13 protein-coding genes are annotated in these 15,072 nt (G+C 46.1%); 3 read left to right on the forward strand and 10 right to left on the reverse strand.

All coding sequences use genetic code 11. The annotated features are described in order from the left end of the window. Positions 1–16: 16 nt before the first annotated feature. The 6 genes from MHI25_RS06625 to MHI25_RS06650 form a co-directional block, all read right to left on the reverse strand. Positions 17–538, reverse strand: coding sequence for a hypothetical protein (locus tag MHI25_RS06625; protein WP_076128085.1), 522 nt, complete (start codon positions 536–538; stop codon positions 17–19). A 153-nt stretch (positions 539–691) separates the two neighbouring features. Beyond that, complete coding sequence (locus MHI25_RS06630; protein ID WP_076128083.1) at positions 692–1,672, reverse strand: RluA family pseudouridine synthase; 981 nt, start codon at positions 1,670–1,672, stop codon at positions 692–694. 101 nt (positions 1,673–1,773) lie between these two features. Further along, positions 1,774–1,962 carry a CLC_0170 family protein gene (locus MHI25_RS06635; protein WP_076219379.1) on the reverse strand — a complete coding sequence of 63 codons (189 nt, stop codon included), beginning with the start codon at positions 1,960–1,962 and terminating at the stop codon, positions 1,774–1,776. A 24-nt stretch (positions 1,963–1,986) separates the two neighbouring features. Continuing rightward, positions 1,987–3,210, reverse strand: a complete 1,224-nt coding sequence (locus MHI25_RS06640) for a Ger(x)C family spore germination protein (protein ID WP_340395142.1) — start codon at positions 3,208–3,210, stop codon at positions 1,987–1,989. Beyond that, positions 3,203–4,306, reverse strand: a complete 1,104-nt coding sequence (locus MHI25_RS06645; protein ID WP_340395143.1) for an endospore germination permease — start codon at positions 4,304–4,306, stop codon at positions 3,203–3,205. The genes MHI25_RS06640 and MHI25_RS06645 overlap by 8 nt, the downstream gene beginning before the upstream one ends. After that, on the reverse strand, positions 4,299–5,912 hold the full coding sequence (locus MHI25_RS06650; protein WP_340395144.1) for a spore germination protein: 1,614 nt from the start codon (positions 5,910–5,912) through the stop codon (positions 4,299–4,301). The genes MHI25_RS06645 and MHI25_RS06650 overlap by 8 nt, the downstream gene beginning before the upstream one ends. Positions 5,913–6,082: 170 nt before the next feature. Here MHI25_RS06650 and recQ point away from each other — a divergent pair, with 170 nt between their 5' ends. Next, complete coding sequence (gene recQ, locus MHI25_RS06655) at positions 6,083–7,918, forward strand: DNA helicase RecQ (RefSeq protein WP_076137470.1); 1,836 nt, start codon at positions 6,083–6,085, stop codon at positions 7,916–7,918. 15 nt (positions 7,919–7,933) lie between these two features. Next, positions 7,934–9,841, forward strand: a complete 1,908-nt coding sequence (locus MHI25_RS06660) for a B12-binding domain-containing radical SAM protein (RefSeq protein WP_340395145.1) — start codon at positions 7,934–7,936, stop codon at positions 9,839–9,841. Between the two features lie 1,172 nt (positions 9,842–11,013). On the opposite strand, the gene MHI25_RS06665 is transcribed toward MHI25_RS06660, so the two are convergent. From MHI25_RS06665 to MHI25_RS06680, 4 genes are read right to left on the reverse strand one after another with little or no spacing between them, the layout of a single operon-like run. Then, positions 11,014–11,964: an alpha/beta hydrolase gene (locus MHI25_RS06665; RefSeq protein WP_076128072.1), complete on the reverse strand. Its 951-nt coding sequence runs from the start codon at positions 11,962–11,964 to the stop codon at positions 11,014–11,016. Between the two features lie 27 nt (positions 11,965–11,991). Then, positions 11,992–12,960, reverse strand: coding sequence for a type I phosphomannose isomerase catalytic subunit (locus tag MHI25_RS06670; RefSeq protein ID WP_340395146.1), 969 nt, complete (start codon positions 12,958–12,960; stop codon positions 11,992–11,994). A 48-nt stretch (positions 12,961–13,008) separates the two neighbouring features. Continuing rightward, positions 13,009–13,611 carry a class I SAM-dependent methyltransferase gene (locus tag MHI25_RS06675; RefSeq protein ID WP_076219068.1) on the reverse strand — a complete coding sequence of 201 codons (603 nt, stop codon included), beginning with the start codon at positions 13,609–13,611 and terminating at the stop codon, positions 13,009–13,011. Then, positions 13,611–14,567 carry a TIGR01212 family radical SAM protein gene (locus tag MHI25_RS06680; RefSeq protein ID WP_076107276.1) on the reverse strand — a complete coding sequence of 319 codons (957 nt, stop codon included), beginning with the start codon at positions 14,565–14,567 and terminating at the stop codon, positions 13,611–13,613. Before MHI25_RS06680 ends, MHI25_RS06675 begins: the two co-directional genes overlap by 1 nt. Before the next feature lie 320 nt (positions 14,568–14,887). Between MHI25_RS06680 and MHI25_RS06685 the strand changes: the two genes are divergently transcribed. Beyond that, the gene (locus MHI25_RS06685; RefSeq protein ID WP_036679526.1) at positions 14,888–15,067 is read left to right on the forward strand and encodes a hypothetical protein; all 180 of its coding nucleotides are present in this window, start codon (positions 14,888–14,890) and stop codon (positions 15,065–15,067) included. The last annotated feature ends 5 nt before the right edge of the window (positions 15,068–15,072 follow it).

Below are 15,072 nucleotides of genomic sequence, written 5' to 3' on the forward strand. Positions count from 1 at the left end.
CGTTAAAAAGTAGGAATTATACCGTGAAGGATTCCAGTTCTTCCGCACTTTGCAGCAGGTGGCTTAGCAGGTTTGGAATGTCCTCCATTTGTTCTTCTGTAAGTTGTCTTTTGAATTGCAGCTCGATGCAGTTATTGTAAGTTTCACTTTCCTGGCCATATATGAAGCTTAAAGATTGCACAGGCTGGAAATCAGGTCCCCAGATCGCTTTTAGAATACTGTCTATCGCCTGACATTCGTTAGGAATATCTTCGACTTCCATATAAAAACGAAGTGAAAGATTACAGCCGGGATCCGTATTAGGAACCTCCATGATTTCATCGCTGAGATCTTTCGTGGTCGAAGTGAGCAGGATTTCGGCGGTTACTTTCCTGCCTGCAGTTAATTGGAAGGAGAGACTGAACTCTCTGGACATCAGCGCCATATTCAGAAGGTCGGAGCGATCCGTAACCACCAGTATTCCGTCTAAATTATCGTAGTCATAAATCTGGTTCTCAAAGGCGATCTTAATATTATCGAAAACAGTAGGATGGAACAATAAGGGCACCTTCTTTGTTTATTTATATTGTAACATGATGTGATAGGAAGTTAAAAAAAGACGCCCAGGACCAAATGGACCGGGCATCTTGTGTAGAAGTTACGGCTTCCCATAAGCGGGAAGGCTCGTCAGTCGTGGGTATACGTTCAATTCTTAGTTTGTAGGCGCAGGCGCAGTATATTTCAGGAACGTCTTCGGAATCGGGCTCTCAAAGGTCATCAGTTCTCCAGTGGTTGGATGAATAAAAGAGAGCACTCGAGCATGTAGGCCAAGTCTTCCTACCGTTTTGGTCTCTGCCCCATATTTCTTGTCACCTGCGATAGGGTGGCCGATATCTGCCATGTGCACCCGAATCTGATTTTTTCGTCCGGTTTCGAGCTTGACCTCTAGCAAGGAAAAATGGCGGTTAGCCTGAATAAGCTTATAATGTGTAATTGCATGTAGTCCATCGCCTTCATGAGGACTGGAATACATTTTAAGGGTTGAGGTTTCTTTGAGCCAAGAGCTTATCTTGCCTTCAGGTCTTTTAACTGCGCCTTCGACGAGCGCTACGTAAGAACGTTCCTTCACAGTATCTTTCCACGTAGTTTGTAATGCCTGCTGAATCCGTTCGCTTTTGGCAAACATCATTACGCCTGAAGTATCTCTGTCCAAACGGTGTACGACAAAAATCCGATTTTTTGGATTGCTAACACGGACATGCTCCATAAGCTGGCGGTAAGCCGTCAATTCATTTTCTTCCGCAGTGGCGATAGATAGCAGTCCAGCATCCTTTTGAACAATAATCAGATCTTCATCCTCATGAACGATTTTAAGTCCGATCATCTCTGCTGTTTGTACAGGCTTCTCTTGATCAATAGTAACGTTTTGACCCGGATGCAGTTGGAAATTATGCTGTGTAACTACCTTATCATTCACCGACACTTGTCCACGCGATAGGATGGATTTAATCGCATTTCGTCCGCGACCCGTGACGTGGGTGAGTAAGAAGGGCAACAGTTCAGAAGGTTCGTTTACAGTAAAAGACTTGGGTGCTGCGGTTGTTTTAGTTTTATGGTTAAGCTTGCCAGTAGGCTTGCTGTGAGAACGAGTACCTCTTTTGGCTGTTTCTTTAGGATTTCTTCTTGAGTTCATGGATGCATTCTCCGTCCTTTAATATTGTACTCCTCAATATACCATGGGCTGTGAAGAAATACTATGGAGAGGGCAGGCTTGCTGGTTTGGTTTGTAAATGCTCATAAATAGAACAGCTGGGCTAATCCAAGAAGCAGGAATAAACCGAGATATACCCAGCCTAATATGCGGGCATATTTCTTTTCCCGGTGCATGGCATTGACTGCATATATTTTAGTATCCACAGTAAGCAACAGAACACTGGAGATCAGCAGCGCAACAATTACGTAGGTTAGCTGGTGATAGAGCATAGTAGAGCCTCCCATAAACGTCATTTAATTTTGTTTAAGACCTACTCTGTCGATGTGAGTTTTCAACTTAACTTCAATACTGAGATTGGAATACTGCTGCTCCCAGTCATGTTTGTCACGAATATTGGCTTTCCAGTAGGAGGGAGCATATGCACGAATATATTCACCCATGCCAAAGACATCGGAATGCGCTTTTTGAGTTTCTTCGATAAGGTGGTTGAAAATACCGATCACTCTCTTTTGAAAAATATCTTCAATCTTTTCTAAAGAACGGCTGGAATCGATAGGGATATCACTACGTAAATGCTCATCTAGAGCCGCCTCTAAAGTGAGGTTATAAGTGATGTGAGGTTTGCCCTCTTTGAAATGGACCTTCACCCTCGTGAACCGGTCGTTGACCTTGAGCATCACCGGACCGAATTCATCAGCATAAAAAAGATCGGAGTATCCCCCGGGATTAATGCCCTTCATGGACATATATGCGCCAATCTCAATCGGAATCGTCGATCCGACCATCACTCCACCACTAAAGTAAGCTAGGCCTTTAATCATGATATTGTCTTCCTGATGTAATGAGACGTAAGGCAGATAACCACTTTCGCCCCATTTGGATTCTGCTGACCAGAATACACCTATATAATCAGCGGGGAATTTTCCTGATGTTACTGCTTTTTCCATGGTGGAGAGGATGTAAAGGGTCGGCACTCGCTGCAGCGGAGGATTAATATTCATAAATTTAGCAGCCTCCCCTTCGGATACTAGCAGCCAGGTCCGGCGACGAACTTCTGGATTTCGCCGCAAATAATCATTTAAGTCATTCATGCTTTTTTTTGCTATGTCCTCACTAATAATAATCACTCGTAAATGAATTAGATAACGTGGATCAGAAATTTGCTGCTGTAAATTGTTCATGGCGTCATCTAAGGTGTACCCGTACACTTCTACGACCCATACTGGATTTTGATTCACGCCTCCGCCTTCCCCCCCACTGCCTGGTCCGAGTGGAACTCTTCCCGGAACCGCAATTTGGGCGGTCACACGGATTTTGGGAAGGTTAATATTTGCGCTTTTAAGATGAGTGGTTTGATCATCATTTATTTTGCTGTCTGGAGGGACGGAATCAATGGATAACCCTAGTACCAATGCACGGTCTTCTATTTCAAGCTGGTCCCAGCACCCTGAGAGTAAGCCAGACATGAGTGAGAGAATAAATATAAGAACTACACGCTTGTAAATTTTTTTATTCATGAGAAATGGCTCCTTTATTTCGGATTAGAGAGACTAACCATAATAAAAGAGGATAGAAGGTCAAAAAAATCAAACCGATTATCGCTGTAATGCTAGCAAATGAATAGACCTGAAATATATTTCTCGGCAAAAGTGAAAAAGTGATGATAAGTGGAAGTAAGAAGCTGGATATTAGGCGGTGATCTTTGTGCCGCAGCACTTGTTGCAGAGAGTATGCAGCTAAGTAGTAGTTCGTAAAGATGGAAGTGAATATAGAAACCACCCAAATTATTATAAAAAGAGCATCAAACCGTTCTAAAAGTCCTGCGCCGATGGATATGGAGCGAGCTGCTTCTAAGGTTGGATAGGAAAGTACTTTGGTTTCTTGAGCTCCAAACATGCCTAAAGTGACCCAAACGATCATTACATAAATGAATCCAATGATACAAAGCGCAACAGTGCCTGCTTTAAGGATCTGTTGAGGTTTTTTCATTAAAGGAACCAGCAGGATGATGACAAATGTGCCCTGATAAAGGCCAGCGGACGTAATCGTTCCTTTGGAAAAGCTTGAAAAGGTGGTGTGATTTCCGGTGAGGGGTAGCAAGTTTAGAACGTCAACATTTTTCATAGCTACCAAGGCAATTGCTATAACAGATAATAGAATAAAAGGTAAATAGAAAACATGAACATAAGTGAATTTCACAATATTTCTTCGGATTGATAAGGCAACCAGTAGGAGCATTAAGAGAATTACTGCTTCGATGGGTGTCTTTTTAAAGACAACCGCAACACATACTTCTCCGAATTGGCGCATGGTGATCCCGGCAGAGAAAGCAAAAAACAAAGAAATAAAAATGGAGAAAATATCCGCTAGCCCAGTTCCGAGAAGGCGGCGGCTGAATACGAACAACGTTTCGTTCGGGAATTTTCGGCAGACAGCTGCTGTAAACCAGCAACCCAAAAAAGCAACAGGTACACCAGAAGCAGTCACGAGCGGTGCACCACTGTCTCCGGCTTCAGCCATATAACGAGGAATACTTAAGATTCCTATTCCTATAATCGTACTGACGATTACAGCCATGACTTGGATCGTTGTTATGGGGCGGTTACTATTCATCAGCTTCACTTTTCTCCTTAAAAATCAGATCGGTATGCATTTTCGGAATATCCTTAGCAAGAAGATCAGGATCAGGTGTATTAAGAAAGCTTGGGCGGCTTCGCATCCACCATAAAGGTACCCGAACGATACTATCCTTAAGGTCCTTCCATATCGTAGGGACAAAGGGGGTCATGTAGGGAACGCCAAAAGATTCCAGGAATAATAAGTGGTTGATAATAACAATAGTGCCCAGCATTACTCCGTACAGGCCAAAGCAGCCTGCCAATATGATCAATGGAAATCTAAGCATTCTTGAAGAGATTGCGGCATTGTAAGCGGGTGTGGCAAAAGACCCTATGGTCGTTATAGCGACAACAACTACGGTAGTTGGACTCGCCAGACCTGCTGCTACGGCTGCCTGACCAATGACAAGCACACCTACAATAGAAAGAGCCCCGCCAATCATTTGCGGTAGGCGAATGGTTGCTTCGCGCAGCACCTCCATGAAGACTTCCATAATCAGAACTTCCAATACGGCTGGAAAGGGTACGCCAGCTCTTGCACCTGTTATTGCTACGGCGAACTCTGTCGGCAGTAGCTCAGGATTGAAAGAGATAATGGATACATATAAGGCAGGGAAGAAAAGGGAAAATAATAATGCGATCAGGCGGATCATTCTTAGGAGGCTTCCTACGATAAAACGTTCCGTATAGTCATCCATCGTCTGAAAGAATTGGTTGAAAAGTGCCGGGACGATGAGGCAGAAAGGTGAGCCATCTACAAGGATGATGACTCGTCCTTCTAATAAAGAGGCTATAGATTTATCCGGACGTTCGGTTGGCTGAACCTGTGGAAACGGGGAAAGGGGATGATCCTCTATAAATTGCTCGATATACCCCGCATCAAGGATGCCGTCTACATTTATTGCTGATAATCTCTTCATCACCTTTTGAACTAGCCCTGGATCGGCTATTCCTTCGATATAACAAACAGCTACTTTTGAGCGCGTCCGTACGCCAAGAGGGGCAGTTACTACACGAAAATCCGGCGTTTGTAGTCGATAGCGAAGCAAAGAGATGTTGGATTCTAAATTCTCTATAAACCCATCACGCGAACCGCGTATAACTTGTTCAGTTTGAGGTTGCTCAATGCTACGATGCTCAATTTTACGCAGATTGAAGTAAAGTGCCTGATCCATTCCATCTATGATTAGAACTACATTTCCATCCAACAAGACGGAGACTAGAGTATTTAGGTCCTTAGTGCGGTTACCTTGTGTGACTTGTACCGTCATACTCCAGATGTAATCAGGTAAATCCTTTAGATCTTTTGGAATTTCTGAGTGGTCGGAGGAAACATTCATTAATGGCTTTAAAACATAGTTCTGAATTTGATTCTGGTCCACCACAGAAGAAAAAAAGATAATAGCCGCATCATATCTACCGTATACCTTGAAGTTACGGACAATAAGGTCGCTGTCTTCTCCAAAGACTTGTCGAATGAAGCTTATATTGCTCTTCAGGCTGGAATCCAATGGCTTTACTGGACGATTGTCCTGGGCAGAGAACTCGTTACGTGCAGGCTTTTGTTTAAAGGAGGTATATTTTTGTTTCCAATTTTGCACGGTCGCTCCACCTTTCTATGAAATCACGCTTATTAAAGCTTGGCTTAAAAGAAGACCTTTTATGTAAATTTTTCAAAAGAAGAACAGGGTGATGATAGTTAAGAAGTGTTGCTCATTACACCATTGACCGCTAAACTAAAGATAGAAACGCCTAAGGAGTTATGAGAGATATGAAGATGCAAGCACCTACTATTGAACAGGCGCAGGCTGAGCTGCAAAAATATTACGGTTATCCAGACTTTCGGGATGGCCAGAAAAAGATTGTTCAGAACTTGCTGGAAGGACGCGACACACTGGGAATCCTCCCTACGGGTGGCGGGAAATCGATCTGTTATCAGGTTCCTGCACTGCTCCTGCCAGGGCTGACACTGGTGATATCACCACTGATCTCGCTAATGAAGGACCAGGTGGATGCGTTAACTACTGCGGGTATTCCGGCAGCCTTTATTAATAGCACGTTAAGCGGAAAAGAAGTGAATGAGCGGATTCGGGCTGCCCGGCGGGGCGATTTGAAGCTGCTCTATGTTGCGCCCGAAAGACTTGAGCTGGACTGGTTCCGTCTGGAAATGGCTGAGCTGTCTATTTCCTGCGTGGCTGTTGATGAAGCGCACTGTGTATCCCAGTGGGGACATGATTTTCGGACAAGTTATCTGTCGGTATCTCCATTTGTAGATGAGCTGCCTGAACGTCCGATCCTGGCAGCATTTACCGCCACGGCGACGCCGGAGGTTATGGAGGATATGGTCCGGCTGCTGCGCTTGCGCGAGCCGGGTATTTTCATGACGGGGCTAGGAAGAGATAATCTGGCAATGTCCGTGCTGCGGGGAGAGAACAAGCGGGAGTTCGTTATGGATTATGCGGCTACGCATTCTCACCAGCCGGGGATTGTATATGCGGCAACCCGCAAAGAAGTAGATGATCTGTATCAGAGGCTGCAAGCTTCGGGCATAGCGGCAGGTCGCTATCATGCGGGTATGAACGACCAGGAGCGGGCAGATAGCCAGGAAGGGTTCCTCTATGACGATATCCGGGTCATGGTGGCTACGAATGCCTTTGGGATGGGGATTGATAAATCCAATGTCCGGTACGTAATTCACTACAATATGCCCAAAAATATGGAAGCCTATGTTCAGGAAGCAGGTCGTGCTGGACGTGACGGGGAGCCGAGTGAATGTATATTGCTGTTTAGTGCGCAGGATATTATGACGCAAAAGTTCCTGATCGAGCAGAATCCACAGGATACTGACCGTAAAGCTAACGAATATCGCAAGCTTCAGCAAATGATTGATTATTGCTATACTACCCGCTGCTTGCGCAGTGCCCAGCTGGATTATTTCGGGGAAGAGCATGGGGACAAGCCATGTGGTATCTGCAGCTCATGTACGGATGAACGAGAGCTAGTGGATATGACCGTCGATGCGCAAAAGATCTTCTCCTGCATCCACCGCATGCGGGAGCGTTATGGTGTAGCGTTGGTGGCATCTGTGCTGAAAGGCTCTCGCAATCAAAAGGTGATGCAGTACGGCTTCGATAAGCTGCCCACACATGGGGCGATGTCGAGCCGGACGGAGAAGGAAATCTCAGAGAGTATCAATGTGCTCATCTCAGAAGGGTATCTTGCCTTGTCGGAAGGTCAGTACCCTGTAGTACGGCTTCAGCCTCTGGCTGCTGAGGTCCTGCGCGGACAGCGTGAGGTGATGCAGCGTGTGGCACGGCCTTCGCGGACAGGTACAACATCCGGTACGAGAGTTCGTAGCCGGGGGCATGACCTGTCGCCATCAGCCGTCAATGAGACTGTCTTTGAGCAGCTGCGTCTTATCCGGCGTGAATTGGCAGGACGCGAGCATGTGCCGTCGTACATTATTTTTAATGATGCCACGCTGCGTGAGATGAGTGTGGTTTGCCCGCAGACCGAAGCGGAAATGCTGAGGGTAAAGGGTGTTGGGGAAGTGAAATACCGGAAGTACGGTAAGGCATTCTTAGAGTTTTTTCAAAATGAAATGTAGAAAAGGTCGTGTAGCATGAAAATCGTCCTGACCACGTTAAACGCCAAATATATTCATACCTCGCTCGCAATCCGCTTGCTAAAAGCATACAGTGAGCATGAATTTAAGGATATTCATTTGGCAGAGTACACCATCAAAGATCCCGTGATGAATATTGTGTCCGACTTGTTTCAGAAACGGCCAGATGTGATTGGTTTCTCCTGTTATATCTGGAACATCGAAGAGACGCTGAAGCTGATTGGTATTCTTAAGCAAGTGATGCCTGAAGTTACGATTGTTCTCGGAGGACCGGAAGTTTCGTATGAGCCGCTTCATTGGATGAAAAGAGAAGCTGGCATTGATTTTATAGTTAATGGAGATGGGGAAGAGACGTTCCACCATTTGCTGCAGGAGCTAAGGGATGATCGTAAGTTTCACTTTGTGTATGGAGCCGCTTATCGCAAGGGAGAAGAGATCATTGTCAATCCACCACGTCCCAAAAGCGATCTGAATACCCTGCCTACGCCGCATCGTTTTCCTGAGGATATTCCAGATTTGAGTAAACGTATTGTTTATTTTGAGACAAGCCGCGGGTGCCCATTTAACTGCCAGTTCTGTTTATCCAGTATTGAGGTAGGCGTACGTTATTATGATATTGAACGAGTGAAATCTGATCTGCTCTATTTAATACAGAATGGCGCCAAAATCATTAAATTTCTGGATCGTACCTTTAATATCAACCGCAACTATGCGATGGAAATGTTTCAATTCCTGATCGATAATCATCAAGGCTGTGTGTTTCAGTTCGAAATTACCGCAGATATCATGCGGCCTGAAGTTCTGGATTTCCTATCTAAGAATGCGCCTCCGGGTATTTTTAGATTTGAGATTGGGGTGCAATCTACCAACGATGAGACGAATGAGCTTGTTAAACGCCGCCAGAATTTCAAAAAGCTGTCCCGTACCGTAATGAAGATTAAGGCAAGCGGCAATATCGATCAGCATCTGGATTTGATTGCCGGACTACCTATGGAGGATTACAGTACCTTCCGTAAAACGTTTAATGATGTATTCGTTATGGAGCCGGAAGAGCTACAGCTAGGATTCCTCAAAATGCTGCGGGGAACGGGGCTGCGGGCGCAGGCGTCTAAATATGAGTACACGTATATGGAACACGCACCCTACGAAATTCTTAGCAGTCATATGATGCCTTTCTCAGACATTATCCGTTTGAAGCGGCTTGAGGATGTGCTGGAGAAATACTGGAACAGCCACCGGATGGACCATACGGCCAAGTACTTGATCCGACATGTATTTGATTCGCCATTCGATTTCTTTCAGGAGTTCGGTGACTACTGGGAGGAGAGAGGCTGGCAAAAGATTGGTCATCAGCTGGAAGATCTCTTCACCCGCCTGCAGTCCTTCCTGATAGATCGCGGGACGCCGTCTATGGATGTTATAACTGGCTTGATGAAGCTGGACTATTTTCTTGGACACAAGTACAAGCCGCGCAAAATCTGGTGGGATTTCGTGCTGGATAAGTCGGATTGGTCGAGCTATTTAAAAGATATCGCGGCTAATCCGGGTCAAATTTCTGCCCAGTTAGCAGAAGCAGGACTTAACGAAAGAGAACTGCAAAAGTATACTGTGCTGGAAGTATTGCCATTCTCGCTGGAAGCGGTGCTGGATTCCATCAGCGGCATGCGTGCCGATGAAGGCTTGGAGGATAGTGAAGCTGATATGGCTAATCTGGAGGCGTTGCCTTCGGCAGACTCGCCATTACAGGGAGCAACGGATAGTAGTTTAGAAGAGACTGCGCAAGCAGCAAACTCGGCTGTAGCTGTAGCGGAGCCCGCTTCCATTAGGGAAGGGCGCACGCTACTAATCGTAATGTATCAGCAGAACGAGAGCCAACGCGCTCAATACTACACACTGCCTTTGTAATAGGCGGGTGGAAGGATAGACCGTTCCTTTATGGGACGGTCTATTTTTTGCCTTGGGCGATAGCGACAACGGAGTTCGGAAGTGGTGAGTAACCCGACGCAGGCGGACCCAGCGGACCTTATACGTGGAAATATCCTGTTTATTGGTGCTAACGGACCGCATAGTCGCTATTGGCACGAAAAACACCTAATATGAACCTGTTTCGCATGAATAGCTGCACTGGAGTCCGAAACCTAGCTCGAAAGGCTATAAATTAGAAAATAGCGTCAACTGAGTCCGGAAGTAGCGGGGAGAGTAATGATGTGTAGTTAGTGTCAACTGAGTCCGGAAGCGGTGAGTCACCCGACGCAGGCGGACCCAGCGGACCTTATACGTGGAATTATCCTGTTTTTTGGATGCTAACGGACCGCATAGTCGCTATTGGCACGAAACACACCCAATATGAACCTGTTTCACATGAATAGCTGCACTGGAGTCCGATATCTAGCTCGAAAGGCTATAAATTAGCAAATAGCGTCATATGGGTCCGAAAGCGGCGGGGGAAGGTGATGATATGTAGCTAGTGACAACTGAGCCCGAAAGTAGAGGGGGAAAGTGATGATGTGTAGCTAGCGACAACGGAGTCCGTAAGCGGTGAGTAACCCGACGCAGGCGGACCCAGCGGACCTTAAACGTGGAATTATCCTGTTTTTTGGATGCTAACGGACCGCATAGTCGCTATTGGCACGAAACACACCCAATATGAACCTGTTTCACATGAATAGCTGCACTGGAGTCCGAAACCCAGCTCGAAAGGCTATAAATTAGCAAATAGTGTCATCTGAGTCCGAAAGTAGCGGGGAGAGTAATGATGTGTAGTTAGTGTCAACTGAGTCCGAAAGTGGAGGGGAGAGTGACGATGTGTAGTTAGTGTTAACCGAGTCCGAAAGTGGAGGGGGAGAACGATGAGCTGAAAACAGCGTCAACTGAGTCCATTAGCGGTGGGGGATGTTTATTTACTAAGTTCAGATGCGCGGAGGAACTGGAGATTGTTAGATTGAGAAGTCTGCTGAGATAAGTTACGCAAAACGCAAAGAAGCGATCTCCCAAATACCGGGAGCATCGCTTCTATGTTGCCACATTTGTTGTCTCATTTCTCGTCTCATAAATTCACTAACAACTGCGCTTTTTTCTTAACTTATCTTAGCAACCTCTGAAGGAAGGTGGCGCTCTAACCAGTTGAGCACATCGGCTGTGACTTGATCTCGATTCACTTCATTTAGCATTTCGTGTCTGCCTTCTGGATAGAGTCGGAACTCAACGTCTGACACTCCTCGTTTCTTATACAACTCCGCAAGACGGGGAATGCCTTGACCGTTCATCCCGACAGGGTCCTTATCCCCACCGAATATATAAATGGGCTTACCTGTACATAATGTGCTAAGTGATTCCTCAGTATGGATCTCTCTTAGGAGGTGGAAGAAACCACGGAAAAAGCGTGTTGTACAAATAGCTCCGCAGAATGGATCGGAAATGTACTTATCTACTTCCGCAGTATCGCTGCTCAGCCAGTCAAATGTTGTTCTGACCGGGGAAAAGGCGCGGTTATAGCTGCCAAATACCAGACTGTTCAGCAGTACACTGCGATGATGCTCACCCTTTAGCTTAAGCTGCGCGCTAGCCAGAGATTCTCCAATACGCAGCATACTGCGTGGACCATTTGTCCCGCTTAGGATAAACCCTGAATAGATTTCGTTGCCTTCTTCGCACATGAGTTTTTGACCCAGAAAGGAACCCATGCTGTGTGCGAATAAAATGATGGGCTTTCCTTCATGCTTGGAGAGTGCTGCGGCACCTACCTGCAGAAGATTGCGCCGCATCCAATAAAATCCGTCCTCCCCAACATCACCAAGCAGATTGACTTGACCAGCGGTTCTACCATGTCCCCGGTGGTCATTGGCATATACTGCATAACCAACCCCGGTTAAAGCTTCCGCAAAACGAGCGTAACGGGCAGCAGTTTCACACATCCCGTGTGAAATTTGCACGATTCCTCTAACTGGAACATCGGACTCAGGTAACCATTCATAGACATGGATGGTTACACCTATGGGATCCGTTAGAGTAAAGCTGTTTTCCTTCATGGTCCATTCCTCCTAAAGGTTCTCGACTTATGGTAAATAAGAGCGAAGCACAGTAGAATGACCCTCGATAGTATAACGGCCTAGGTTGGAAGGAATCAGATAACATTCCCCTGCGGCATAAGGCTGGGAGCCACCTTCCCAAGTCAGATGTCCGCTGCCTTCGCAGATAACCAGAATAGTGAAGCTGTCTTCTGAAGTGGTGAGATCCCATGAACCATTTACGATCCCTTTTTCGACAATAAAATAAGGTGAAGCGGCAAGCTGCAGCCACTCTCCAGGCACTGCATGATCGGTCTTCATCGAAGTAGCGCCGGCGCCTTCATAAGCTGTAACATTCAGAGAATCCTCGATATGAAGCTCGCGTGGTTTTCCATCTAGACCTGGACGGTCGTAGTCATAAATACGGTATGTAGTGTCGGAATTCTGTTGAATTTCCGCTACAACGACACCAGCGCATAGAGCATGTACCGTTCCGGCAGGGATGTAGAAGGAATCGCCAGCGGAGACAGATACCTCTTGAAGGCTATCCATAACCGTGCCATTTTCCAGTGCTTCGCGTAATGTTTCACGGTCTACACCTTCTTTAAGGCCGTAGATGATTTTTGCATCTGGCTTAGCGTCTAATACGTACCACATCTCTGTTTTACCCAGTTCACCTTTAGGCAATCCTACATAATTATCCGTAGGGTGGACTTGAACGGAAAGGTTATCGTTGCAATCCAACAATTTGATCAAGAGTGGAAATCTTCCGCCAGCTTCTGATATTCCCTTGCTTCCGAACCACTCATGACCAAATTGCTCACGAATTTGATCCAGACCTTGTCCAGCTAATTCTCCATTAACCACCGAAGATGTTCCATTCGCATGATCGGCAATCATCCAGCCTTCACCAATATGACCTTCTGGTAGATTCAGGCCGAATTTCTCCAGCGCGCGGCCACCCCAGACACGTTCTTTAAACTCCGGTTGAAATTTTAAAGGATATGGTTGTGTCATTCGTAATCTTCCTTCCCAATTACAAGATTGTTTGATTGTTTACAAAGCTTAAGATGGGGAACCTTTTTTCTTCTCGAGGGCAATTACATAAGGTGCGTCCGTGCGCTGCAACTGGCGGTATACAATGCTCTGCGCTACCTTAGGGGAAACAGTCGCAGCCCAAGCTTCAACAGCGGCGGCTTCGAGATCTCCGCCTGCATGGCCAGGATACAGTACAGCCGTAATAATTCCCCCCGGACGCAGCAGCTGGAGTGAAGCTTCCAAGGCTGCAATAGAGCTATCTGGCTCAGTAATGATATTCTTGTCGGCATCGCCTGAAGGCAGATAGCCAAGATTGAACATTACAGCACCAACGGTGCCTGGCCAGTTAGCGGGGACGGCTTCTGCCATTTCGGCATGGCTGCGTTCCAGTAAGGTAACGGCAGAGAGTGAAGAAGTGTCCTCCCGCGCAAGCCGGAGACGTTCTTCTGCCAGCTTCAGCGCCGCAGCTTGAATGTCAAAGCCGTAGACTTCGCCACGAGCTCCGGTTGTTTTGGCTAGAAAAAGCGTGTCAGCACCAGTACCTACAGTTGCATCAATCGCACGGTCACCTAAAGTTAGCCGCTCAGAGATTAATTTATGAGCAAAGCTTAGAACGGACATAAAGCCCATTAGCCCTTCCTCCAATACTTACCCTGCCAAGTATCACGAGCAACAAGCTCATCGTCAATGGCATTTAGCACTTCCCATTTCTTGAGACTCCACATCGGTCCAACTAAGAGATCCCGTGGGGCATCTCCAGTCAAGCGATGAACAATCATCTCAGGGGGCAGAATTTCAAGTGAATCAGCAATCAGCTTCACATACTCGTCCTGTTCCATGAATCGGAGCAATCCTGCTTCATACTGCTTCACCATTGGTGTTTTGCGCATGAGATGCAGAAGGTGAATCTTAATTCCCTGCACATCCATGCGAGCTACAGCAGATACCGTTTCAAGCATCATTTCGTGCGTCTCCTGTGGGAGACCGTGAATGATATGGGTACAGATCCGAATATTGTGACGGCGCAGCTTCTCCACAGCCTCCACATAACACTGCGTATCATGCGCCCGGTTAATAAGCTCAGAAGTGGAGTCATGTATAGTCTGAAGACCCATCTCTACCCAAAGATACGTACGCTTGTTCAGCTCTGCTAAATATTCGACCACATCATCCGGCAGACAGTCAGGGCGAGTAGCAATAGACAATCCAACGACACCAGGCTGCTGCAAAATAACTTCGAAATATTCTCTCAGCTCTTCGACCGGAGCGTACGTATTAGTATAGGCTTGGAAGTAACCGATATATTTAGCATTTGGCCATTTCAGATGCTGTCTGTCACGGACGTTATTGAATTGTGTGACTAGGTCATCTCGGCGGCTTCCGGCAAAATCACCAGAACCTCTGGCACTGCAAAATGTGCAGCCTCCCTTAGCAATGGAGCCGTCACGATTGGGACAGGTAAAGCCTGCATCAAGCATAACTTTGAATACCTTGGTGTTCATGTGTTCACGCATTTCGTAATTCCAAGTATGAAAACGTTTATCTCCCCAAAGTTGCGGAGGAGAAGTGTATTGAAGATTAGACACGAGAAGCCCCTTTCTGAAAATATAAGGATAAGATTCCTTATCCTTATATTTTTCTGAGACAGATGGCGTCCTTATCCCAGAGAACGCACAGCCGTTTCTTATAATCCAATACATTGTATCAAAAAACCGAGCTCGGCGTAACATTGACTCCTCATAACGGCATGAAAAATAGGCAGGAAATAAGGCGCTTTCAGCTTGAAAATGCTTACATAGTATGTTATATTCAGAGTGTGAAAAGCTGCTGTGGCATAAAGAAATTCATCCAAGAGTTCATAATTTCGTGTCGTCCGATCCATAATAATAACCGTGAGGTGATAGCAATGAATTCTCAAACGGTATATGCTGAGGGTAAAGATTCGATTGAAGTCCACTTAACACCAGATGAAGCCCTTGCACTAACGGGCGTGGAATTTAACGGCAACCCTAAGATCAAGACAGATGCGCAGCGCAAAATTCGTAGCGCATTCGAAAAAAAGACATTTGCCACAAACACAAAGTAAATCCT

The sequence above is a fragment of the Paenibacillus sp. FSL E2-0177 genome (assembly GCF_037992975.1).
Classification (GTDB): domain Bacteria; phylum Bacillota; class Bacilli; order Paenibacillales; family Paenibacillaceae; genus Paenibacillus_AQ; species Paenibacillus_AQ odorifer.

Excerpts from the sequence above, each read along its gene's own strand:
- MHI25_RS06630 (WP_076128083.1), bottom strand. The coding sequence starts at position 1,672 with ATGAACTCAAGAAGAAATCCTAAAGAAACAGCCAAAAGAGGTACTCGT.
- MHI25_RS06635 (WP_076219379.1), bottom strand. The coding sequence starts at position 1,962 with ATGCTCTATCACCAGCTAACCTACGTAATTGTTGCGCTGCTGATCTCC.
- MHI25_RS06640 (WP_340395142.1), bottom strand. The coding sequence starts at position 3,210 with ATGAATAAAAAAATTTACAAGCGTGTAGTTCTTATATTTATTCTCTCA.
- MHI25_RS06645 (WP_340395143.1), bottom strand. The coding sequence starts at position 4,306 with ATGAATAGTAACCGCCCCATAACAACGATCCAAGTCATGGCTGTAATC.
- recQ (WP_076137470.1), top strand. The coding sequence starts at position 6,083 with ATGAAGATGCAAGCACCTACTATTGAACAGGCGCAGGCTGAGCTGCAA.
- MHI25_RS06660 (WP_340395145.1), top strand. The coding sequence starts at position 7,934 with ATGAAAATCGTCCTGACCACGTTAAACGCCAAATATATTCATACCTCG.
- MHI25_RS06665 (WP_076128072.1), bottom strand. The coding sequence starts at position 11,964 with ATGAAGGAAAACAGCTTTACTCTAACGGATCCCATAGGTGTAACCATC.
- MHI25_RS06670 (WP_340395146.1), bottom strand. The coding sequence starts at position 12,960 with ATGACACAACCATATCCTTTAAAATTTCAACCGGAGTTTAAAGAACGT.
- MHI25_RS06675 (WP_076219068.1), bottom strand. The coding sequence starts at position 13,611 with ATGGGCTTTATGTCCGTTCTAAGCTTTGCTCATAAATTAATCTCTGAG.
- MHI25_RS06685 (WP_036679526.1), top strand. The coding sequence starts at position 14,888 with ATGAATTCTCAAACGGTATATGCTGAGGGTAAAGATTCGATTGAAGTC.